Source organism: Faecalimonas sp. (assembly GCA_029264305.1).
Classification (GTDB): Bacteria; Bacillota; Clostridia; order Lachnospirales; family Lachnospiraceae; genus Faecalimonas.
Window position 1 is genome coordinate 63,037 of the sequence record JARICA010000022.1, and the last position, 22,378, is coordinate 85,414.

General features: G+C 34.8%; 21 protein-coding genes. 6 read left to right on the plus strand and 15 right to left on the minus strand.

Annotated elements, in window-relative coordinates; genetic code table 11:
- Window positions 1-42: 42 nt before the first annotated feature.
- The 5 genes from clpX to ACY2U7_RS08405 all read right to left on the minus strand — a co-directional run bounded on the left by clpX (window position 43) and on the right by ACY2U7_RS08405 (window position 4,567).
- Entirely contained in the window at window positions 43-1,290 is a 1,248-nt protein-coding gene (clpX, locus tag ACY2U7_RS08385; protein ID WP_461813019.1) for an ATP-dependent Clp protease ATP-binding subunit ClpX, read from the minus strand.
- 61 nt (window positions 1,291-1,351) lie between these two features.
- On the minus strand, window positions 1,352-1,933 hold the full coding sequence (gene clpP, locus ACY2U7_RS08390; RefSeq protein ID WP_009460425.1) for an ATP-dependent Clp endopeptidase proteolytic subunit ClpP: 582 nt from the start codon (window positions 1,931-1,933) through the stop codon (window positions 1,352-1,354).
- A gap of 31 nt (window positions 1,934-1,964) precedes the next feature.
- Entirely contained in the window at window positions 1,965-3,251 is a 1,287-nt protein-coding gene (gene tig, locus ACY2U7_RS08395; protein ID WP_461813020.1) for a trigger factor, read from the minus strand.
- Window positions 3,252-3,339: 88 nt separating this feature from the next.
- A complete protein-coding gene (locus ACY2U7_RS08400; RefSeq protein WP_461813021.1) occupies window positions 3,340-4,005 on the minus strand; it encodes a hypothetical protein in 666 nt (221 codons plus the stop codon).
- Between the two features lie 10 nt (window positions 4,006-4,015).
- Entirely contained in the window at window positions 4,016-4,567 is a 552-nt protein-coding gene (locus ACY2U7_RS08405) for a DJ-1 family glyoxalase III (RefSeq protein ID WP_461816235.1), read from the minus strand.
- Between the two features lie 140 nt (window positions 4,568-4,707).
- On the opposite strand from ACY2U7_RS08405, the gene ACY2U7_RS08410 reads away from it, so the two are divergent.
- A complete protein-coding gene (locus ACY2U7_RS08410) occupies window positions 4,708-5,163 on the plus strand; it encodes a CYTH domain-containing protein (protein ID WP_461816236.1) in 456 nt (151 codons plus the stop codon).
- Window positions 5,164-5,176: 13 nt separating this feature from the next.
- Here ACY2U7_RS08410 and ACY2U7_RS08415 read toward each other — a convergent pair whose 3' ends face one another.
- The 9 genes from ACY2U7_RS08415 to ACY2U7_RS08455 form a co-directional block, all read right to left on the minus strand.
- Window positions 5,177-6,388 (minus strand): aspartate kinase, encoded by a 1,212-nt coding sequence (locus ACY2U7_RS08415; RefSeq protein ID WP_461813024.1) that lies wholly within the window; start codon window positions 6,386-6,388, stop codon window positions 5,177-5,179.
- A gap of 42 nt (window positions 6,389-6,430) precedes the next feature.
- Entirely contained in the window at window positions 6,431-7,648 is a 1,218-nt protein-coding gene (locus ACY2U7_RS08420; RefSeq protein WP_461816237.1) for a homoserine dehydrogenase, read from the minus strand.
- Window positions 7,649-7,653: 5 nt separating this feature from the next.
- On the minus strand, window positions 7,654-8,091 hold the full coding sequence (locus ACY2U7_RS08425) for an ACT domain-containing protein (RefSeq protein WP_461813026.1): 438 nt from the start codon (window positions 8,089-8,091) through the stop codon (window positions 7,654-7,656).
- A gap of 23 nt (window positions 8,092-8,114) precedes the next feature.
- A protein-coding gene (gene prfB / locus ACY2U7_RS08430) for a peptide chain release factor 2 (RefSeq protein ID WP_461813027.1) occupies window positions 8,115-9,225 on the minus strand; the annotation gives its coding sequence in 2 pieces (ribosomal slippage) (window positions 8,115-9,149 and window positions 9,151-9,225; 1,110 coding nt in all).
- A 17-nt stretch (window positions 9,226-9,242) separates the two neighbouring features.
- The gene (gene secA, locus ACY2U7_RS08435; protein ID WP_461813028.1) at window positions 9,243-11,810 is read right to left on the minus strand and encodes a preprotein translocase subunit SecA; all 2,568 of its coding nucleotides are present in this window, start codon (window positions 11,808-11,810) and stop codon (window positions 9,243-9,245) included.
- A 172-nt stretch (window positions 11,811-11,982) separates the two neighbouring features.
- Entirely contained in the window at window positions 11,983-12,240 is a 258-nt protein-coding gene (locus ACY2U7_RS08440) for a hypothetical protein (RefSeq protein ID WP_461813029.1), read from the minus strand.
- Window positions 12,241-12,350: 110 nt separating this feature from the next.
- Complete coding sequence (locus ACY2U7_RS08445; RefSeq protein WP_461813030.1) at window positions 12,351-13,040, minus strand: 4-hydroxy-tetrahydrodipicolinate reductase; 690 nt, start codon at window positions 13,038-13,040, stop codon at window positions 12,351-12,353.
- Window positions 13,033-13,944, minus strand: a complete 912-nt coding sequence (dapA, locus tag ACY2U7_RS08450; protein ID WP_461813031.1) for a 4-hydroxy-tetrahydrodipicolinate synthase — start codon at window positions 13,942-13,944, stop codon at window positions 13,033-13,035. Before dapA ends, ACY2U7_RS08445 begins: the two co-directional genes overlap by 8 nt.
- Window positions 13,945-13,947: 3 nt before the next feature.
- Complete coding sequence (locus tag ACY2U7_RS08455) at window positions 13,948-14,577, minus strand: single-stranded DNA-binding protein (protein ID WP_461813032.1); 630 nt, start codon at window positions 14,575-14,577, stop codon at window positions 13,948-13,950.
- Between the two features lie 290 nt (window positions 14,578-14,867).
- Here ACY2U7_RS08455 and typA point away from each other — a divergent pair, with 290 nt between their 5' ends.
- The 4 genes from typA (at window position 14,868) to hpf (ending at window position 18,926) form a co-directional block, all read left to right on the plus strand.
- Window positions 14,868-16,691 (plus strand): translational GTPase TypA, encoded by a 1,824-nt coding sequence (gene typA / locus ACY2U7_RS08460; protein WP_461813033.1) that lies wholly within the window; start codon window positions 14,868-14,870, stop codon window positions 16,689-16,691.
- Window positions 16,691-17,608, plus strand: coding sequence for a phosphatase PAP2 family protein (locus ACY2U7_RS08465; protein ID WP_461813034.1), 918 nt, complete (start codon window positions 16,691-16,693; stop codon window positions 17,606-17,608). The genes typA and ACY2U7_RS08465 overlap by 1 nt, the downstream gene beginning before the upstream one ends.
- A gap of 25 nt (window positions 17,609-17,633) precedes the next feature.
- Window positions 17,634-18,245: a phosphate-starvation-inducible PsiE family protein gene (locus tag ACY2U7_RS08470; RefSeq protein ID WP_461816238.1), complete on the plus strand. Its 612-nt coding sequence runs from the start codon at window positions 17,634-17,636 to the stop codon at window positions 18,243-18,245.
- 144 nt (window positions 18,246-18,389) lie between these two features.
- The gene (gene hpf / locus ACY2U7_RS08475) at window positions 18,390-18,926 is read left to right on the plus strand and encodes a ribosome hibernation-promoting factor, HPF/YfiA family (RefSeq protein ID WP_461813036.1); all 537 of its coding nucleotides are present in this window, start codon (window positions 18,390-18,392) and stop codon (window positions 18,924-18,926) included.
- A 58-nt stretch (window positions 18,927-18,984) separates the two neighbouring features.
- On the opposite strand, the gene ACY2U7_RS08480 is transcribed toward hpf, so the two are convergent.
- Window positions 18,985-19,641: a YigZ family protein gene (locus ACY2U7_RS08480; protein WP_461813037.1), complete on the minus strand. Its 657-nt coding sequence runs from the start codon at window positions 19,639-19,641 to the stop codon at window positions 18,985-18,987.
- Between the two features lie 163 nt (window positions 19,642-19,804).
- Between ACY2U7_RS08480 and ACY2U7_RS08485 the strand changes: the two genes are divergently transcribed.
- The gene (locus ACY2U7_RS08485; protein WP_461813038.1) at window positions 19,805-22,345 is read left to right on the plus strand and encodes a transglycosylase domain-containing protein; all 2,541 of its coding nucleotides are present in this window, start codon (window positions 19,805-19,807) and stop codon (window positions 22,343-22,345) included.
- Window positions 22,346-22,378 lie beyond the last annotated feature (33 nt).

Genomic DNA, 22,378 nt, shown 5'->3' on the forward strand with positions numbered 1-22,378 from the left:
TCTCTGGTTACCCATCAACGCCGTCTTAATTTCTTTTCAAGTTTACGCACTGACTACTTCTTTATTCTCTGTCTCATAAACTGGCTTTCCAATTCCTTGTACAACTTCCTTTGTAATTCTACAGAATTTAATACTATCATCTGATGGAACATGATACATTGTATCCATCATAATTTTTTCCATAATTGCACGAAGTCCTCTTGCTCCTGTTTTTCTTGCTAAAGAAGTTTTTGCGATTTCTACAAGTGCATCTTGATCAAACACCAACTCAACACCATCTAATTCCAATAATTTCTGGTATTGCTTTACAATAGCACTTTTTGGTTCTGTCAAAATACGAATTAATGCTTCCTCATCTAACATTTCCAAAGAAACTGTTACTGGAACTCGTCCAACGAGCTCAGGAATAAGACCAAATTTCACTAAATCCTGAGGCAATACCTGCCCAAGTAATCTGTCAATATCATATTCATGTTTTTCTGCAATTTCAGCATTAAACCCAATTGACTTCTTATCAATACGAGTCTCAATAATTTTATCAATGCCTTCAAATGCTCCACCACAAATAAACAAAATATTAGTTGTATCAATCTGAATTAATTCCTGATGTGGATGTTTTCTTCCACCTTGAGGTGGAACAGAAGCAACTGTACCTTCAATAATTTTTAAAAGTGCTTGCTGCACTCCTTCTCCTGATACATCACGAGTAATAGACGGATTCTCTGATTTTCTTGTAATTTTATCAATTTCATCTAGATATATAATTCCATATTCTGCTCTGCGTATATCTCCATCTGCTGCTTGAATAATTTTTAACAAAATATTCTCCACATCTTCCCCGACATATCCTGCTTCTGTCAATGCGGTAGCATCTGCGATTGCAAACGGTACATTTAGAACTTTTGCCAGTGTCTGGGCAAGAAGTGTCTTTCCACATCCAGTAGGACCTAACATCAAAATATTACTTTTGTGCAATTCCACGCCCAAATCTTTTTCCGCCATAATTCTTTTATAATGATTATATACAGCTACTGACAAAACTTTTTTCGCCTCATCTTGACCAATTACATAATCATCAAGAAAAGCTTTCATTTCTTCTGGTTTTATCAGATTAATTTCACTAAACTCATTATCTTCTTCATATTCCAATTCTTCTTCTATAATTTCTGAACAAACGTCAATACATTCGTCACAAATAAAGACACCGTTTGGTCCAGCAATTAATTTGCGTACCTGCGCCTGCGATTTGTTACAAAATGAACATCTGATTGCTTCGTCCACTTTTGCCATACTTTCACCTCTTTTTTACACACGCAAAGGAGATGTCTTTTAGACACCCCCTTTGTTCTTATTAACGGCTTACAACTACTTTATCGATCAAGCCATATTCTTCTGCTTCTTTAGCAGACATAAAATTATCTCTTTCTGTATCCGCAGAAATCTGTTCAAAACTTTTTCCTGTTCTTTCAGCTAAAATTTCATTTAATTTCTGACGTGTTTTTAAAATATGTTCTGCAGCGATTTGAATTTCCGTTGCTTGCCCCTGTGCTCCACCTAATGGTTGGTGAATCATAATCTCAGCATTTGGAAGTGCGAAACGTTTTCCTTTTGCTCCTCCTGCCAACAAAAATGCACCCATGCTCGCAGCCATTCCGATACAGGTTGTAGATACATCACATTTAATGTACTGCATTGTATCATAGATTGCCAGCCCTGCACTTACCGAACCACCCGGACTATTGATATACAACTGAATATCTTTTTCAGGGTCTTCCGCTTCAAGATGTAATAACTGTGCCACAATAATACTTGCCGACACATCTGTTACTTCTTCTCCAAGAAAGATAATTCTATCTTTTAGAAGTCTTGAATAAATATCATAAGAACGTTCACCGCGACTTGTCTGTTCAATAACATAAGGTACTAAACTCATCATGCTGCCTCCTTATTTAAAATACTATTAATTATTTTTCTACTGTGTTGTCCACTACTAAAGTTACTGCTTCTTGCACTGCAAGATCCATTTTCATCTGCGCTTTTTCGTTTTCGCCCATGAATTCTTTTAATTTTTCTACTTCCATCTTGTATGCTTCAGCCATTTTTGCTAATTCTTCATCAATTTTTTCATCTGTAATTTCAATGTTTTCTGCTTTAACGATTGCTTCTAACACTAATCTTGTCTGAATACGCTTAACAGCCTGTGGTCTTAATTCTTCGAACATTTTTTCAGCTGTCATTCCTGTAAACTGGAAGTACTGTTCCATGTTCAATCCTTGTTGTTGCATTCTTTGTGCGAAATCATCAGCCATCTGACGTACTTGTGTTTCAATCATTGCTTCTGGAATATCCATAGTTGCATTTTCTACAACCTGTTCCATAGCCTGATCTTCTTTCTGTCTCTTTCCATCAGCATTTTTCTGTTCTTTAATTTTTGCTTTAATATCTGCTTTTAATTCATCTAATGTATCAAATTCAGAAATTTCTGCTGCAAATTCATCATCTAATTCTGGAAGTTCTTTTGCTTTAATTTCGTGTACTGTGCATTTGAATGTTGCTTCTTTTCCTGCTAATTCAGGTGCATGATATTCCTGTGGGAATGTTACATTTACTTCTACCTCTTTACCTGCTTCAGCACCGATTAACTGTTCTTCAAATCCAGGAATAAATGCTCCTGAACCAATTGTTAATGGATAATTTTCTCCTTTTCCACCTTCGAATGCAACACCGTCAACAAATCCTTCAAAATCTAATACAACTTCATCTTTATCTTGTACAGGACGTCCTTCTACAGCGATTGTTCTAGCATTCTTTTCCTGTTCTTTTACAAGTCTTTCTTCTACTTCTTTCTGAGTTACTCTGTTAGAGTATTTGTCAACTTTTAATCCTTTGTATTCACCTAAAGTTACTTCTGGTTTTAAAGCAACTTCTGCTGTGAAGATAAATTCTTTTCCTTTTTCAATCTGTACCACTTCAATTTTTGGCTGAGAAACGATTTCTAAATCAGCTTCATCATATGCTTTTGCATATGCTCCTGGAATAATTGCATTTGCCGCATCATCATAAAAGATTTCTACACCATACATTTTTTCTACCATTTGACGAGGTACTTTTCCTTTACGGAATCCTGGAACGCTGATTTTTCCTTTTTGTTTCATATATGCACCATTAAGTGCTTTTTCAAATTCTTCTGCTGAAACTTCTACTGTAAGTTTTGCCATATTGTGCTCTAATTTTTCTACTTGTAAACTCATTTACCTTTTCCTCCTTATATGAAAAACGCCTTGTGGCTTTCTTCTTTCACACTCATTAGCGTAGTATATCATAATATCTTATAAATTTCTAGTCTTGAATTGCATCTAAACGCAGTATTTTCGTGATTAAACCGGATATTTCTTCCTCTTTTGGAGCAAATTCCTTATTTTCACCTTTTTTAATTGTAAGTGTAACGGATTCTTTCTCCCCGTAAGTTGTATCTTCATAAGCTGTTTCTAACAATTCATACGACTGTGCCGTAATATCTAACAGCATCGCTTGAAGAATTTCTTCTTTCGTTCCTTTATATTCTCCTCGGTCGGATTTTTGTTGAACTTCTGCCATACTTTCTTTCAACATAGCTTTCCATTTTACTAATACATCTGTTGGTTGTATTTCTACAGTTACTTTATATTCATCACTACTGATTTTTTCTTCTTTAACCACATTATATTTCACCGATCGGAAAATCTCTTTACATATTACATAAAATTTTTCTTCCATTTTCTCGCTAGCATTCAATCCCTCTGTTAAACCTTGAGAAAACGTATGAATATATTGCTCATAATCGTCTTTTAATTTTTTCTTTTCAATATCTTTGTCAAACTTGAGTAACTTTTCTGTCTCTCCTTGAAATCTGTGATCTAATAATGCTTGTACATAACCTTTTGCATCAAATTTTCCGCAAGCTGTCATAACAAATATAAGACTACAACATAGGAGAAGAACTACTACTTGTTTTAATCGTTTCATGCTGTTCTCCTTATTCATAAACAATAGCTGTTCTAATTTCTTCTGATTTTTCTTTTCCCATGAGCACTTCTACAAGATAAAGTGCAAATGGAATTGCTGTCCCCATTCCTCTACTTGTAATGATATGCTCATCTATAGCAACCATTTCTTTTGTTACATCGGCACCAATCAATCCTTCTTCCATTGCTGGATAACAGGTGGCTTTTCTTCCTTCTAAAAATCCTAATTTTCCAAAAATAGTGGGTGCAGCACAAATTGCAGCCACATATTTTTTCTTCCCATAAAATTTTCTCAATAATGCCTCTAGTCCTTTATGTTCCTGTAAATGAATGGTTCCAGGCATTCCACCTGGAAGAACAAGCATTTCCGCATTTTCAAAGTTCGCTTCTTCAAATAGCGTATCTGCCTGTACGTTTATCTCATGTGCTCCATGTATTTCTCTATTTCCTGTAACAGATACTGTTTCAACTTTGATTTCAGCTCGTCTTAATATATCTACTACAGTCAATCCTTCAACTTCTTCAAACCCGTCAGCAAGAAATACACATACTTTTTTCGTCATATCTTTTCCCTCCTTTTCACAGATTACCTTGCATTTTAGCAGACAACCAAAAAAAAAGCAAATATTTACATTTGTTCTACTCTATATTATGATATTTGTCAAAAGAATTATTTTTCATACACAAAGAAAGGCGAAAACATATGGAAATCGAAAGAAAATATTTAATCAACCATCTTCCCGAAAATCTTTCTTCTTATCCACACCGAATAATCGAACAAGGTTATCTTTCCACAGATCCTGTTATACGTATACGCAAAGATGGGGAAAAATACGAATTAACTTATAAATCAAAGGGGTTAATGATTCGAGAAGAACACACTCTTCCTCTTACCCATTTATCTTATGAGCATTTAAAATCTAAAATTGATGGGTTCCTAATCACAAAAGAAAGATATAACATTCCTTATGACAATCATCTTACAATAGAACTCGATTATTTTTTAGGTGATTTTTCTCCTCTTATTTTAGCAGAAGTAGAATTTCCTGATGAAACTTCAGCCAATGCATTTATTCCTCCAAATTGGTTTGGCAAGGATGTAACTTTCTCTCCTGCATATCAGAATAGTTCTCTTAGCCAAAAAGGCCCGCTTCCCTAGAAGCAGACCTTTTTTATTCTCCAAGATTAAATTCCTCATGAACAGCATTTAACGCTCGATCTACATCTTTTTCATCAATCAATACTGTGATTCGAATTTCTGATGTAGAAATCATTTTAATATTGACTCTCGAATTGTAAAGTGCTTCAAACATTCTAGAAGCTACTCCTGGATTACTCATCATTCCCGCACCTACAATAGAAATTTTTGCTACATTTTCATCATATTCAACTTCTTGAATAGTAAGAACTTCTTTTTTATCCTCCAACAATTCAATCGTCGCTTGTAAATCATCTTGCGATACAGTGAAAGAAATATCTTTCCTTCCATTTCTTCCAACTGACTGTAAAATAATCTCTACGTTAATATTATTTTTGGCAAGCGTATGAAACAAACTAAATGCAATACCTGGTTCATCTTTCACTCCAATTGCAGATATTCTTGCTGCATTTTTATCTCCCGCCACACCTGTGATTAGCATTTTTTCCATTTTTTTCACTGCCTCCTTCACTATCGTTCCTTCTTCATTATTTAAACTTGAACGTACAATCAATGTCACGCCATATTTTTTCGCCATTTCTACAGAACGATTATGAAGGACTCGTGCTCCTAAAGTGGCAAATTCTAACATTTCATCATAGGTGACTACTTCTAATTTTTTTGCGTTTTTAACAACTCTTGGATCTGCCGTATATACTCCATCCACATCTGTAAAAATTTCACATACATCTGCATGAAGTACTGCTGCCAAAGCAACTGCTGTTGTATCTGAACCACCTCTTCCAAGTGTTGTATAATCTTCATACTTATTTATTCCTTGAAATCCAGTTACAATAACAATTTTTCTATTTTCCAATTCGTGTGTAATACGTTCTGTATCAATCCGTTTAAACCTTGCATTTCCGTATTTTGAAGTAGACTGCATGGAAATTTGAAATGCATTTAATGAAATTGCTGGAACCCCCATTGATTGCATGGCCATCGCCATCAGCGACACTGAAACTTGCTCTCCTGTTGTTAACAACATATCCATTTCTCTCTTCGTTGCTTTCGGATTAATATCTGTGGCTTTTGCAAGCAATTCATCCGTAGTATCTCCCATAGCCGAAAGTACCACAACAACGTCATTCCCATTTTGCCAATCTTCTATACAACGTTTCGCAACATTAAAAATTCTTTCTTTATTTGCTACGGAACTTCCTCCAAATTTTTTTACAATTAACATAAATTCCTCCTGCCTTGGTGGTTATCTATTATTACAGTCATTTTATTCTTCCACACGCATCATATGCAAAATATTGGAAAAGTGTGACGCTTTTTCCTCATAAACACTTTCTTGCATTTTTTCTGTCATAACCCCAAATTCTCCTGGCACATCTTCCAAAAGCACTTTTTTTGTTGCTCCAAACACTTTCTCTATCTGACTTGTGTATTCTTCAAACGTTCCTTTCATTCTAATAAAGAATTTTTTTTCTGCATTTCCCTTATCATTCAACACAACTTTTTCTTCTGTCCACACAGGCATTACAATCCTTCCTTTGTTTCGGACTGCATCTACTATATCTCCCACAACAGCACTAGCCGTAGGAAGTTTTCCTGCGCCGCTACCATAAAACATGGCATCTCCTAACATATTTCCTCTTACAAACACAGCATTAAATACTCCATTCACATGGTAAAGCGGATGTGTATCATCCAATAAGCAAGGAGAAACCATCGCACTTATTTTTTCTCCCTCTCTCTTTGCAGAAGCAAGAAGTTTAATTGTTTTCTTTAATTTCTTGGCATATTTCATATCTATAGCTGTAATTTGGGTAATTCCCTCTGTATAAATTTCTCTATAATCTACAGATTGTCCAGATATTACAGAAGATAAAATAGCAATCTTTCTACAGGCATCATATCCTTCCACATCTGCTTCTGGATTTCTTTCTGCATAGCCTTTCTCTTGAGCTTCTTTTAATACTTCTTCATACTCGGCACCTTCATTAAACATTTTGGTCATCATATAGTTTGTTGTTCCATTTAAAATACCAGTAATTTCTTCAATTTTATCCCCTGTCAACGCCTGATGAAGAGAGCGAATAATTGGAATTCCTCCCCCAACACTCGCTTCATATAAAAAGTTTACTTCATTTTCTTCAGCAATCGCAAGAAGTTCAGTTCCACACTGTGATACCAATTCTTTGTTAGAAGTTACTACACTTTTTTTTGCCTGTAATGAACGTTTCACAAATGTGTATGACGGTTCAACCCCTCCAAGTACTTCCACAACTACTTCAATTTCTTTATCTTGAACAATTTGTTCAAAATCATTTATAATCTTGTTTTCTATTGGTGTTCCAGAAAAGTCTTTTTTATCCAAAATATACTTTACTTCAATTACACTTCCTACGCGTTTTGCTATAATTTCTCTATTTTTCTCTAATACTTCAACAACACCTGAACCAACTGTTCCATAACCCAACACCGCTATTTTTATCATCTGTATCACTCCCTGCCTACAATCTTTAAGTAATGCACACCTTCATTATTTTCTATTTCGTTTACCATATCAGAAATATTTCCTGTTGTAGAAAGAATTTCCACGCTAATTGTCAAGGTGGCTACTCTATTCAACGGAATGCTCTGATGAATAGTAAGAATATTTGCTTTATACTCTGCAATCTCCTGCAAGATTTCGGCAAGAAGTCCCGGCATATCATCCATTTGAATTGCTAAAGTAATGGTTTGTCCCTTTTCATTTTCATGAAATGGGAAAATATCATCTTTATATTTATAAAAAGAACTTCGACTAAGACCTATCTTCTCTGTCGCTTCCTGTATTGTCATGAATCGCTCAGTCGCAAGTAATCTTTTTACCTCTACCACTTTAAGAAGTACCTCAGGAACTGCTTTTTTCTTAATGACATAGTAATTTGAATCCATGTCGCACCTTCCTTTCGCCTTCGTTACTCATCTTCGTTTCTTTTCTTTAAATATGCATTAATAAACGGCTCTATATCTCCGTCTAATACTGCAGTTACATTTCCGTTTTCAACACTTGTTCTATGGTCTTTTACCAACGTATATGGCTGCATAACATAAGAGCGGATCTGATTACCAAATCCGATTTCTTTTACCTCCCCACGTATATCTGAAACTTTATCCGCTTGCTCCTGTTGTTTAATCAAATATAATTTTGCTTTCAACATCTGCATAGCTTTTTCGCGATTGGAATGTTGCGAACGCTCATTTTGACATTGCACAACTATTCCTGTAGGTAAATGCGTAATTCGGATGGCGGAAGACGTTTTATTTACATGTTGTCCTCCCGCCCCACTTGCTCTATATGTATCAACTTTCAAATCATCTTCATTGATTTCAATGTCAATATCATCCTCTATATCCGGTATAACATCACACGATGCAAACGAAGTTTGCCTTTTCCCAGCTGAATTAAACGGAGAAATACGCACTAATCGGTGAACACCTTTTTCTGACTGTAAATAACCGTATGCATTTTCCCCATTCACTTCAAATGTAACTGTTTTTATCCCCGTAATATCACCGTCTAAGTAATCTAAAACAGAAATAGAAAATCCTTTTTTCTCAGCCCACCTACTATACATTCGATAAAGCATACTTGCCCAATCACACGATTCTGTTCCTCCAGCTCCCGCATGCAAGGTTACAATCGCATTATCCTTATCGTATGGACCCGAAAGTAAAGTGTTAATACGAATTTCCTCAAAATTATTTTCAAACTGACGAATTTCCTTACGTATTTCATCAATCATACTTTCATCATTATCTTCGTATGCCATTTCTATTAACACACCTATATCTTCATAATTTATAAAGAGATTTTCTGCTGTTTCCAAAAAACTTTGGAGTCCTTTTAATTCGCGCATGACCTTTTGGGAACCTTCCGTATCTTCCCAAAAACTAGGCTCTTCTATTTTCTTTTGTAATTCTTCTACTCTAGCCTGTTTTCCTTCTAGGTCAAAGTGAATCCCTCAATTCATTTAATGGCTCCTCATATGAATTTATGACACTTTTAAATTGGTCTAATTCAACCATTTTTTCACCTCTTTTAATTATTTTCTTCCACAACACTGTTTATATTTTTTCCCACTTCCGCATGGGCATGGGTCATTTGGATAAACTTTCTTTTCCTCTCTCTTTTTAGGTTCTCTCACAGATGTATCATCTTTATTTGTACCTGTTACCTGGGCAACCTGTTCTCTTTCCACTTTTTGTTCAATTCTTACATGGAATAGCAAACGCACTGTATCTTCTGCAATAGCATTTGTCATTGCTCCAAACATATCGTATCCAAGCATCTTATATTCTACTAATGGATCTTTTTGTCCGTATGCTTGAAGTCCAATACCTTGACGTAACTGATCCATATCATCAATATGATCCATCCATTTTGCATCAATCACCTTCAACAAGATAACACGCTCTACTTCTCTTAAATGTTCGATTTCAGGGAATTCAGCTTCTTTTGCTTCATATGCTTTTACAGCTCTTTCTTTCAATACGTGTTTTAATTCTTTCTGACGCATGTTTTTCACTTCATCAGGAGTAACAAATTTCATCGGAATTGTAGCAAGAAGACTTCTTTCCAATTCAGATAAATCCCACTCATCTGACTCTAAGTCTGGTGATATACAAGCATCTACAAGATTTTCCACATATTCTGTAATCATATGATAAATCGAATCTCTCATGCTTTCCCCGTCTAATACACGACGTCTTTCTTCGTAGATAATCTCTCTTTGTTCATTCATTACCTGATCATATTCTAGAAGATTCTTACGAATACCAAAGTTATTACTCTCAATCTTTTTCTGTGCTTTTTCAATTGCATTTGAAAGCATCTTATGTTCAATTTGTTCGCCATCTTCAACTCCAAGTGTATTGAAAATACCCATAAGTTTTTCTGATCCAAACAATCTCATCAAATCATCTTCTAACGAAATATAGAATCTTGATTCTCCTGGATCCCCTTGTCGTCCAGAACGTCCACGCAACTGATTATCAATACGTCTTGATTCATGACGTTCTGTACCAATAATCTTAAGTCCGCCTGCATTCTTTGCATCTTCGTCCAATTTAATATCCGTACCACGACCAGCCATGTTTGTAGCAATTGTGACTGCTGAATGTACACCGGCCTGAGCTACAATTTCTGCTTCCATTTCATGGAATTTTGCATTCAACACATTATGAGGGATTCCTTCTTTTTTCAACATTCTGCTTAACAATTCAGATGTTTCAATTGTAATTGTACCAACAAGAACTGGCTGTCCCTTTGCATGTGCCTCTATAACTGCATCTACAACCGCTCTAAATTTTTCTTCTTTTGTTTTATAAACTGCATCGTCTAAATCTCTTCTCTGCACAGGAAGATTTGTTGGAATTTCCACAACATCCATCCCATAAATATCTCTAAATTCTTTTTCTTCCGTTAACGCAGTACCTGTCATACCACTTTTCTTTTTATATTTGTTAAACAAGTTTTGGAATGTAATTGTAGCAAGTGTCTTACTTTCTCTTTTTACTTTTACATGTTCTTTTGCTTCAATCGCCTGATGAAGTCCATCCGAATAACGACGTCCCGGCATAATACGACCTGTAAATTCATCGACAATTACAACCTCACCTTCAGGAGTAACAACATAATCTTGATCCTTAAACATTAAATTATGTGCACGAAGTGCTAAAATAACATTATGTTGAATTTCTAGATTTTCAGGATCTGCTAAATTTTCTAAGTGGAAGAATCTTTCTACTTTCTTAACTCCATCTTCTGTAAGACTTACATTTTTCTCTTTTTCATTAACAATAAAGTCCCCAGTTTCTTCAATATCTTCTCCCATGATGGCATTCATCTTAGAAAATTCTCCACTAGCTTCTCCACGCTCCATCTGTCTTGCTAAAATGTCACATGCTTCATATAATTTTGTGGATTTTCCACTTTGTCCAGAAATAATAAGTGGTGTTCTTGCTTCATCAATCAATACTGAATCGACCTCATCAATCACCGCAAAATGAAGTCCTCTTTGTACTAACTGTTCTTTATAAATAACCATGTTATCTCTTAAGTAATCAAAACCAAGTTCGTTATTTGTTACATAAGTAATATCACAGTTGTATGCTTCACGACGTTCATCATTATCCATCGAATTCAATACAACACCAACTTTAAGTCCAAGGAACTCATGCACCTGTCCCATCCATTCAGCATCACGTTTTGCCAAATAATCATTAACCGTAACAATATGTGTTCCTTTTCCTTCTAACGCATTCAAATAAGCAGGTAATGTAGAAACTAAAGTTTTTCCTTCACCTGTTCTCATCTCAGAAATACGCCCTTGATGTAAAATAATACCACCGATCAACTGTACTCTATAATGTCTCATATGTAAGGTACGAACAGCAGCTTCTCTTACCGTAGCAAATGCTTCTGGTAAAATATCATCAAGCGTTTCTCCTTTTCCTAATCTTTCTTTAAATTCTTTTGTCTTTCCTCTTAATTCCTCATCTGATAATTTCTGCATATCTGGCTCTAATGCTTCAATCTTATCGACAATTGGATAAATACGCTTCAATTCATGTTCGCTATGTGTACCAAAAATTTTTTCTAATAAGCCCATATCTTTCTCCTTGTTTGAAAATTCAAGAATCTTCGGTCTCTTTTCCGAAGTCCAACTATGTTCCATTCTATCACTATATATACGTCAATTCAACTATTTTCTCTTACAAATGTCTCTATGAGAAATACACAAAAAAGAGTGTTGCTTGTTGCCCCACTCTTTCTCGTTCAACTTATTTTTTTGTTGTAGTATTCCCGCTACTTTTTGTTGGATTTTGTTTTTTTCCAGCAATATGATCTGCCGTATCTTCTACCCCGTCTATAGTATCTCGAACTCCTTTATCTATTCCTTCACCAACATCTTCCATAACTCCCTCTGTATTTGTAGTTCTATTTCCATTATCATTTGCATTTTCTTTCGTTCCACAACCAACTGTAAAAAGCGTGCATATGCACAACAATGCTACAACTATCTTTTTTATTTGTTTCATCTAAACTCTCCCTTTCTGTGTATTTGATGCATTAAGAATTGCTTCTTATCAGTACTATTTACAATTCTTTTTTTTCTATACACATTTAAACCTTAGAAAGTTTTGCCATTTTATGAAATATTTTCCATTGTATACAAACCCGCTTTTTGTTCCACCAAAAATTTTGCCGCTTTCAATGCCCCTCTTGCAAACACTGCTCTAGAATACACTGTGTGTTTAATTTCAATTACTTCATCTTGACCTGCAAAACTCACTTGGTGTTCACCCACAATCGTTCCACCACGAATCGAAATAATAGGAACTTCTTCTTTTTCTATAGCTTTTTTCAAAAGAATTGCAGTTCCACTAGGTGCATCTTTTTTATGGCGATGATGTTTTTCAATAATTTCTATATCATATTCTTGAAAAATTAATTTTTTTCTCAATCCTTTTAGCAACTCGCATAATGTTGTAATCCCCATCGACATATTAGCCGATTGTAAAACCGGCACTCTTTCCGCAAGTTTTTCTACTTTTCTTTGCTGAATTTCTGATAGTCCAGTTGTACATGTCACCAATGGAATCTTGTTTTCTTCACAAAATTTCACCAGTTCATTTACTCCGGAAGCATCTGAAAAATCAACAATAACATCCCCCTTTACCGTACATGTCCTTAAATTTCTAAATACAGGATATGTTGTTTCTTCCCCGCTACATTTATCTATTCCTGCCACTATCTGCACTCCTTTATCTTCCTTAGTTACTGTAGTAAAAATTCTCCCCATTTTCCCACTACATCCATGTAAAATTATATTAACCATACTTCACCTTCTGCGATACTCTTATCCCATATTCGCACATAATGCGTGCCAATTTTTTCCCTTTTTCTTCTTCCAGTTCCAACAATGGCATTCTAAGCCCCCCAACATCTTTGCCCATAAACGACAATGCTTTTTTTATCGGAATAGGATTTACCTCGCAAGCTAATTGTCGTATAAGAGGTAGTGCTTTTAATTGTAAAGCACAACTTTCTTTTATATTTCCCACAAAAAAATCATTACAAATTTTATGAACCTCTCTAGGTGCTATATTTGCCAAAACAGAAATCACACCTTTTCCACCAAGAGATAATACCGGCACAATTTGATTATCATTTCCCGCATAAACATCTATTTTTCCATTTGTAAGCTCTATGATTTTTGCCACCTGTGAAATACTTCCTGACGCCTCTTTAACTCCTATAATGTTTTCATTTTCCTGTGCAAGTAAAGAAATCGTCTCTGGCTGAATATTGCACCCCGTTCGATTTCCTACATTATATATAATCATCGGAATTTTTATATTTTGCGCAACTTTTCCATAATGTACTCTAAGTCCTTCTTGCGTCGGTTTATTATAATATGGAGTAACTACAAGCACACCATCTACACCACAAGCTTCTGCCTCTTTTGATAGTTGTACTGTTGTTCGAGTACAGTTTGTTCCTGTCCCTGCTATAATCGGTATTTTCCCTTTAGCAAATTCCACTGTCTTTTTTATACAAAACAATCTCTCTTCTTTTGATAAAGTAGCTGATTCACCTGTTGTTCCACAAACAATAATCGCATCCGTCTGATGCACACAATGATATTCCACCAATTCTTCTAGCATTTTCTCATTAATACTTCCATCTTTACAAAAAGGAGTTACTAAAGCAACTCCTGAACCGACAAAAATAGATTCCATTTTCTATTCTCCAACACATTCTAATTTACTAACTGACACCTCATAAGCAACTCTTTTTTCCGTTTCAACTTCTGATAGTTTTTTTACATATTCTCTACTCTGAATACGCCCCAAAACTTGGACATGTTCTCCAACCTCAAACGAAGATGCATATCTCGCATTTCTTCCCCAACAAATGCATGGTATGTAATCTGATTTTCCATATGGTCTATTAACTGCCAATAATAAATCTGCAATCTCTCTTCCCAATGGTGTTTTTCGATAAACCGGTGTCTTGCAGATATATCCGTCTAATAAAATATTATTTGTTTTGGCTCCATCTAATTCTTCTTCAACAAAAGAAATTTCTCGTGCAAATACAGATAATACAAGTCTGTTTCTATCTTCTTCATGTCTGTTATATGAGCGAAATTGCCCTGTGACCATAATATATTCTCCCCGGTAATCTTGTGTCACATCAATAAGTCTTTCAGAAACCATTAATGGAATTCTATCATCTGAATTACTGAGTCTTTTTACTAAAACCTCAACCATATAAAATCCTTCTCCAAACACCTCATGGCTGAACATAAATTCAGATACTACCTCTCCCATAATTGTAACTTGATTGTTTTCAATAACCTTATCCGACATAATTTGTAATTCTCCCTTCCTCTTCGTCGTATTTTTTTGTCTATACTATCTTATTCTCTTCTTTTCTCTTTAAGACCAAAATCTCCCGAAAACCGTATGCCTTTTCTCGACAACTTTTCTCGACATTTTTCTAACACTTCATCTCCTAGTTTAAAATTAGTTTCATATATATATGTATTTTTTCTTTCAAACCCCTTGTAATCTAATGATAATGTGATAAACTGTATAAGTTGTAATTTGGTAATAAGCCAATGAATTGGCTTTTGATAAAAGAAAGAAGGTAACTTACAATGAAAACCAAAAGAGAAGATATAAGAAATATTGCTATTATCGCCCATGTAGACCACGGTAAAACAACTCTTGTTGACGAATTATTAAAACAAAGTGGTGTGTTCCGCGAGAATCAAGAAGTTGCAGAGCGTGTTATGGACTCAAATGACATTGAACGTGAACGTGGAATTACTATTCTTGCTAAAAATACTGCCGTATATTATAAAAATACAAAAATCAATATTATTGACACCCCTGGACATGCCGATTTCGGTGGAGAAGTAGAACGTGTGTTAAAAATGGTAAACGGTGTTATTCTTGTTGTAGATGCTTTTGAAGGTGCAATGCCACAAACTAAATTTGTTCTTCGTAAAGCATTAGAATTACAACTTCCTGTTATTGTTTGTATTAATAAAATTGACCGTCCTGAAGCTCGCCCAGACGAAGTTATAGATGAAATTTTAGAACTTTTCATGGACTTAGATGCCTCAGATGAACAATTAGATTGTCCTTTTATTTACGCTTCTGCTAAAGCAGGACATGCTATTTTGGATTTAACTGACGATCCTAAAAATATGGTACCTTTATTTGAAACAATTTTAGACTACATTCCTGCTCCTGAAGGAGATCCTGATGCAGATACACAAGTTTTAATTAGTACAATTGATTATAATGAATATGTTGGTCGTATCGGTGTAGGAAAAGTTGATAATGGTACAATTTCTGTAAATCAAGATATGGTTGTTGTAAATGCTCACGAACCCGACAAGCAGAAAAAAGTTAAAATCAGTAAATTATATGAATTTGATGGTTTAAATAAAGTAGAAGTAAAAGAAGCCGGAATTGGTTCAATTGTTGCTATCTCTGGAATTTCTGATATTGCTATTGGAGATACACTTTGCTCACCTGAAAACGCTGTTGCCATTCCATTCCAAAAAATTTCCGAACCAACTATTGCTATGCAATTTATTGTAAATGATAGCCCTTTTGCTGGACAGGAAGGTAAATATGTAACTTCTCGTCATTTACGTGAACGTCTTTTAAAAGAATTAAATACTGACGTAAGCCTTCGTGTAGAGGAATCCGAAAGTGCTGATAGTTTCCGTGTATCAGGACGTGGGGAACTTCATTTATCGGTATTGATTGAAAATATGCGTCGAGAAGGATACGAATTTGCCGTTAGTAAGGCCGAAGTATTATATAAAAAGGATGAAAAGGGCAAATTATTAGAACCAATTGAAACTGCTTATATTGATGTGCCTGACGAATTCACAGGAACAGTTATTGATAAATTAAGCCAACGAAAAGGTGAACTTCAAAACATGGGAGCATCAAACGGAGGCTATACTCGTTTGGAATTTTCCATCCCAGCTAGAGGACTTATTGGATACCGCGGAGAATTTATGACCGATACAAAAGGAAACGGTATTTTAAACACAGCATTTGAAGGTTACGCTCCATATAAAGGAGATATTCAATATCGTAAACAAGGATCTCTTATCGCTTTTGAAACTGGAGAATCTGTAACATACGGACTGTTTAGCGCTCAAGAAAGAGGAACATTATTTATCGGACCAGGGGAAAAAGTTTATTCTGGTATGGTCATTGGGCAAAATGGAAAAGCTGAAGATATTGAATTAAATGTATGTAAAACAAAACATTTAACAAACACTCGCTCTTCAGGTTCTGATGATGCTTTAAAATTAACAACTCCTCGTATTTTAAGTTTGGAAGAAGCCTTAGACTTTATTGACACAGATGAATTATTAGAAGTCACTCCAAAAACATTGCGTATTCGCAAAAAAATTCTAGATTCTAAAATGAGAAAAAGAGGAATAAAATAGTGAATTTTTTAAGATTTCTTGAGGGGATTCGTTCTCCTATTTTAAATAACTTTTTTCAATTTATCACTTATTTTGGTCAAGAACTATTAATCATTGCGTTTATTTGCACACTTTATTGGTGTGTAAATAAGCGCTTTGCTTATATATTGGGATTTACTTATTTCACTGCCGGACTTTGTGTACAAACTTTAAAAATTACGTTTCGCATACCTAGACCATGGATACTTGATCCAAATTTTTCCCCTGTAAAAAGCGCTGTTCCAGCTGCCACAGGATACTCCTTTCCTAGCGGACATACCCAAGGAGCCACTTCGCTTTTTGCTCCAATCGCCTTGCACACCAAAAAACGTATTGTTTCTATTTGCTGTACATGTGCTTTTTTACTCGTAGGATTTTCACGTATGTATCTTGGCGTACATACACCAAAAGACGTATTTGTTTCTATGGGAATTTCATTGTTTTTTGCATGGCTAACTACACACTTTTCCTATTTTTTCTTAGACAAAAAGAAAAATCAGAAATATATTTTTCTATGTCTAACTAGCATTGCTATTCTTATTTCTATATACGCACTTTTTTTATTGAAATTCGATAAAATTTCCTACAAATATGCTTCCGACTGTTTAAAAGCTTGCGGTGCTGGTATCGGTTTTGCATTCGGTTGGTATATAGAACAAACTTATTTGACATTCAATGTAAAAACCAAACACATTTACACACAATTTTTGAAAGTAATTATAGGACTTTCTATCGCTCTTTTCATAAAATTGATTCTTACCTATTTCATAGGGAATAACATTTTTGGGAAAATGACAGAATATTTTATTCTTGTACTTTGGATCCTTGTTATCTATCCATACTGCTTTAACCTAATACAGAAATATTCTTTACAGAAAAGGAAAGATTCGATAGAATAAAAGAAAAGGGAAGCGAGGGCTTTTTATGGCAAAATATCTATCTGCAATTTTGAAAAAATTGGCAAATGCAATGGAACTTTTTATTGCTTTTCTACTTGCTGTTGGTATTATTTTACTTTCTGCAAAACTTACTCTTGATTTGATTCATATTCCCAATTTAGAAGTTTCTCCAAATTATGACGATTTGTTGAAAAACTGTTTTAATCTAATTATTGGAGTAGAATTGATTCGAATGGTGTATACTCATAAGCCTTCAACTGTTTTTGAAGTGCTACTTTTTGCCATTGCACGCCAAGTCATTATAGAGCACAATTCTCCATTAAACAGCCTTATTGGAGTAATCGCTATTGCTGCTCTATTTGCAACAAGAAAATTCTTATTCTGTGAATTTGATGAATCCGAAAAAATACTTTTTCGTGCAACACAAAAAGTATTCCTTGTTAATCGTCTAATTCATGTAAGTATTCCTTTTGAAGAAGGTGACACACTACGAGATGTCATTATTCGACAATTAGAGAAACACCACGAAGATATCGGAGTTGGTGCATGTGCTTATTTTTCGAATCTAGGACTTCGTGTTGCAAAAATGCACAAAGGTGAAATCTCCCGTGTAGAAGTCATTCGGTCAATCAAATAAACTATAGAATTGTAATTGTCAGTCTTTTATTTTTTTTTAATATTTTTATCTTTCTTTTTATTGCATTTCTTTTTGATTTTATGTATAATATACACATAGTACAAACTATCTTTTGTACAATATATCGAAAAGGAGTTGGGCAGCATGAATTTTATTATTAGCGGAAAAAACATTGAGGTAACACCAGGTTTAAAAGAAACCATCGAGCACAAACTCGGAAAATTAGAAAGATACTTCACTCCTGACACGGAAATTATTGTAACACTTAGTGTAGAGAAAGATCGTCAAAAAATTGAGGTTACTATTCCTGTTAAAAAAGACATTATTCGCTCGGAGCAGGTAAGCAATGATATGTATGTATCCATTGATTTAGTAGAAGAAGTTATTGAAAGACAACTTCGAAAATACAAAAACAAATTAGTAGCAAGACATCAAGCAGGTGGAAATTTCAATCAATCTTTCTTTGAATCAGAAGATAACGCTTCAGAATCTGATGAAATTAAAATCGTTCGTACAAAACGCTTCGGAATCAAACCGATGTTCCCTGAAGATGCTTGTATGCAAATGGATTTATTAGGACATAGTTTCTTCGTATTTAGCAATGCAGAAACAGAACAAGTAAACGTAGTTTATAAACGTAAGGATGGTTCATTTGGTTTAATCGAACCAGAATTTCAATAAATATCCCTTTCAAAGATAAAGAGCCTTCAACTGAGGCTCTTTTCTTATTATTCTTTTCTTAATCCTGAAAAATAACCATTTCTCCATCTATTTTAGAGAAATAGCATTCCTCACCTTTTTCAATAAGTGCCTGTCCGTTTGTTCCTTCTACTATTTCTGCAATAAGATTCTTTTCATTTTCTTCTGGAACCAGAACGTTTAACACAACCTTATCCGTATAAATTGGTTCCAAAACAGTTATCCCACTTTGTCCTAAAATATATTGAATTTTCCCCAACCCCGTATAATCTGTTGTTATTTGCAGTTTACATCCATGCATTTTGGTTATAATTTTACTAACTGCAATTCCTTCTTGTGTAGCCTTTGAATAAGCCCGAACAAGACCACCTGTACCTAAAAGCGTACCGCCAAAATACCTTGTAACAACAACTACTACATTATGAATCTTTTCACCTAAAAGAACATCCAACATAGGTTTGCCTGCTGTACCACTAGGTTCTCCGTCATCACTGCATCGTTGTATTTCAAACCGCTCTCCTACTGTATATGCAAAACAATTATGAGTCGCACTCCAATGCTTTTTTCTCACTTGTTCAATAAATTCTAAGGCGTCCTCTTCTGTTTCAATTGGTTGCACAATTGCAATAAATCTAGATTTTTTTTCTATGATTTCTGCCTCTCCACCTTTATATACCGTTTTATATTCTAATAACATATTCATTTCACCTTTTCTTACTTATTTACTATTACTATAAAAGAAATTCTTATTATTCACAAGATTTTCTTAAGTTTTTCCTACTATTTATGAACTTTTTATTTTTCGCTTTATTTAAAATTGGTTATTTGTTATAATATCATAGTAAAAGGAGGCAAAACTCATGAATTATGGAAAAAAGAACGCTTCAAAAAAGCAACGGGAAATTACTTCTAAATCGAAAATGCAGAAAAAACGAATTTTTTCCCGCCTTTTTAAATCCGTTATACTTTGTATTCTACTCATTGGAATTGTCAGTATAATTGGTGCTGGTTTCTTTGTAAAGAAAACTATAGACAATGCACCTAACATATCCCCAGCAAATGTAAAACCTACCGGGTATACAACATTTGTTGTTGATAAAAATGGAAAAGAAATAGAAAAATTTGTTTCTTCTGGTTCTAACCGTGTATACAAAACTTTTGATCAAATCCCAATTCATCTTCGTCATGCATTTATTGCCATTGAAGATTCTCGATTTTATCAGCATAACGGCGTAGATTTAAAAGGAATTGTGCGTGCAGGAATTGTTGGATTAACCAGTGGAAATTTTTCTGAAGGTGCTAGTACAATTACACAACAATTAATTAAAAATACTGTCTTTCCTGATTTTATGAATGAAGATAGTTTTTTTGAAAGTCTGGAACGTAAAATTCAAGAACAATATCTTGCTCTAGAAATAGAAAAGCAGATGGATAAAGATTTAATTCTAGAAAATTATATGAACACCATCAACTTAGGTCAGAACACCCTAGGTGTTCAAGCTGCTTCTAAGCGCTATTTCAATAAAGATGTTTCTCAACTAACGTTATCTGAATGTGCTACTATCGCTGGAATCACACAGAGTCCAAGTACATTTAACCCTGTGACAAACCCTAAAAAGAATGAGCAGCGCCGCAAAAAAGTTTTAACTAAAATGATGGAACAGGAATTTATTACACAGGCTGAATATGATGAAGCATTAGCAGATGATGTATATGCTCGTATTCAAAATGTAAATACACAACTTGCAAGTTCAGATGTTGATTCTTATTTTATTGATGCCCTAGCAGATCAAGTAATTGAAGATTTACAACGAACAGATGCTGGTTATCCTGGTTATTCTGAAGCACAAGCTATTAACGCATTATATAGTGGTGGATTAACTATTTACGCCACACAAGACTCTGCGATTCAAAAAATTGTTGACGAAGAAATGAATAATAATAGAAACTATCCTTCATCTGTATATACTGGTGTTGAATATGCATTAACTATCACTCGGAAAGATGGAACGCAAGAAAACTATAGTTCAGGACATCTCAAAAGATTCGGAAAAGAACGATACAAAGATAAACAAGGGCTTCTCTTTTCTTCTCCTGAGAAAGCAAAGGCTCGTATAGAAGCATTTAAAGCATCTCTTGCACAAGAGGGCGATAAGTACGATGAGAAAATCCTCTTTTCTCCTCAACCTCAAGCTTCTGCAGTCATTCTAGATCAACACACTGGAGAAGTAAAAGCTCTTGTCGGTGGACGCGGAAAAAAACAGTCAAATAGAAGTTTAAACCGTGCAACTGGTTCTTTAAGACAACCAGGTTCTGCTTTTAAAATTGTAGCTGTTTATGCTCCTGCACTAGATAGTGCTGGACAATCTTTAGGCACAGTAACAAAAGATGAGCCTTTTGAAAGAAACGGAAAATCTTATAAAAATGCCTATCCTGGTTTTAAAGGCAATGTCACAATGAGAACGGCTATTCAGGATTCAATCAATATCAGTGCCTTAAAAACATTCGAGGAAATTACTCCTCAACTAGGATTTGAATACTTAGAAAAATTGGGGATTACAACATTAGTTAAATCAAAAAAAATTAATGGAAAAGTATATAGTGATTTACAACTTCCAACAGCTCTTGGAGGTATCACAGATGGTGTTTCTAATCTCGAAATGACAGGCGCTTATGCCGCAATTGCTAACGGCGGTGTGTATAACTCTCCTATCTTTTATACAAAAATTTTAGATCATGAGGGGAATGTTCTTATTGACAATACATCTAAATCAAGAACGGCTTTACGTGAATCTACAGCATACCTTTTGACAAGTGCAATGGAGGATGTTGTTAAACAAGGAACTGGTAAAGAGGCCGCCCTTCCAAATATGCCAGTTGCTGGAAAAACAGGTACAACAACTTCTCGCGTAGATATTTGGTTCTGTGGCTACACCCCTTATTACACTGGCTCCGTATGGGTCGGTTTTGATGATAACAAAGAACTTCCACATGGAAATTATAACCAAAAATTATGGAAAAGTATTATGGCAAGAATTCACAAAAGTCTTCCATATAAAGATTTTGAAATACCGAACACTGTAGCCAAACGAAAAGTTTGCTCTATTTCTGGAAAAGTAGCTTCTAGTTCTTGTCCATATCATATGGAATACATTGCACTAGATGGTGGTTCAGATAAAGTTTGTTCGAGTCATGCTGGATATTCAGGCTCTGTTGGTGGAATAACACATGAACCAAATAAACCAATCGAAAACAGTACGATTCCGAATGAAAATAACGCAAATCCAAATCCATCTGATAAAGATGATACGGATACTGATGAAGACGATGAAAATACTAATAGTAATGATTCCGATGCAAATCAGAACACGGGGCAACCTGTTCCTCCAACTTTTCCATAACGTAGAAGAGACCAAAGTGTTTTCAAACACTTT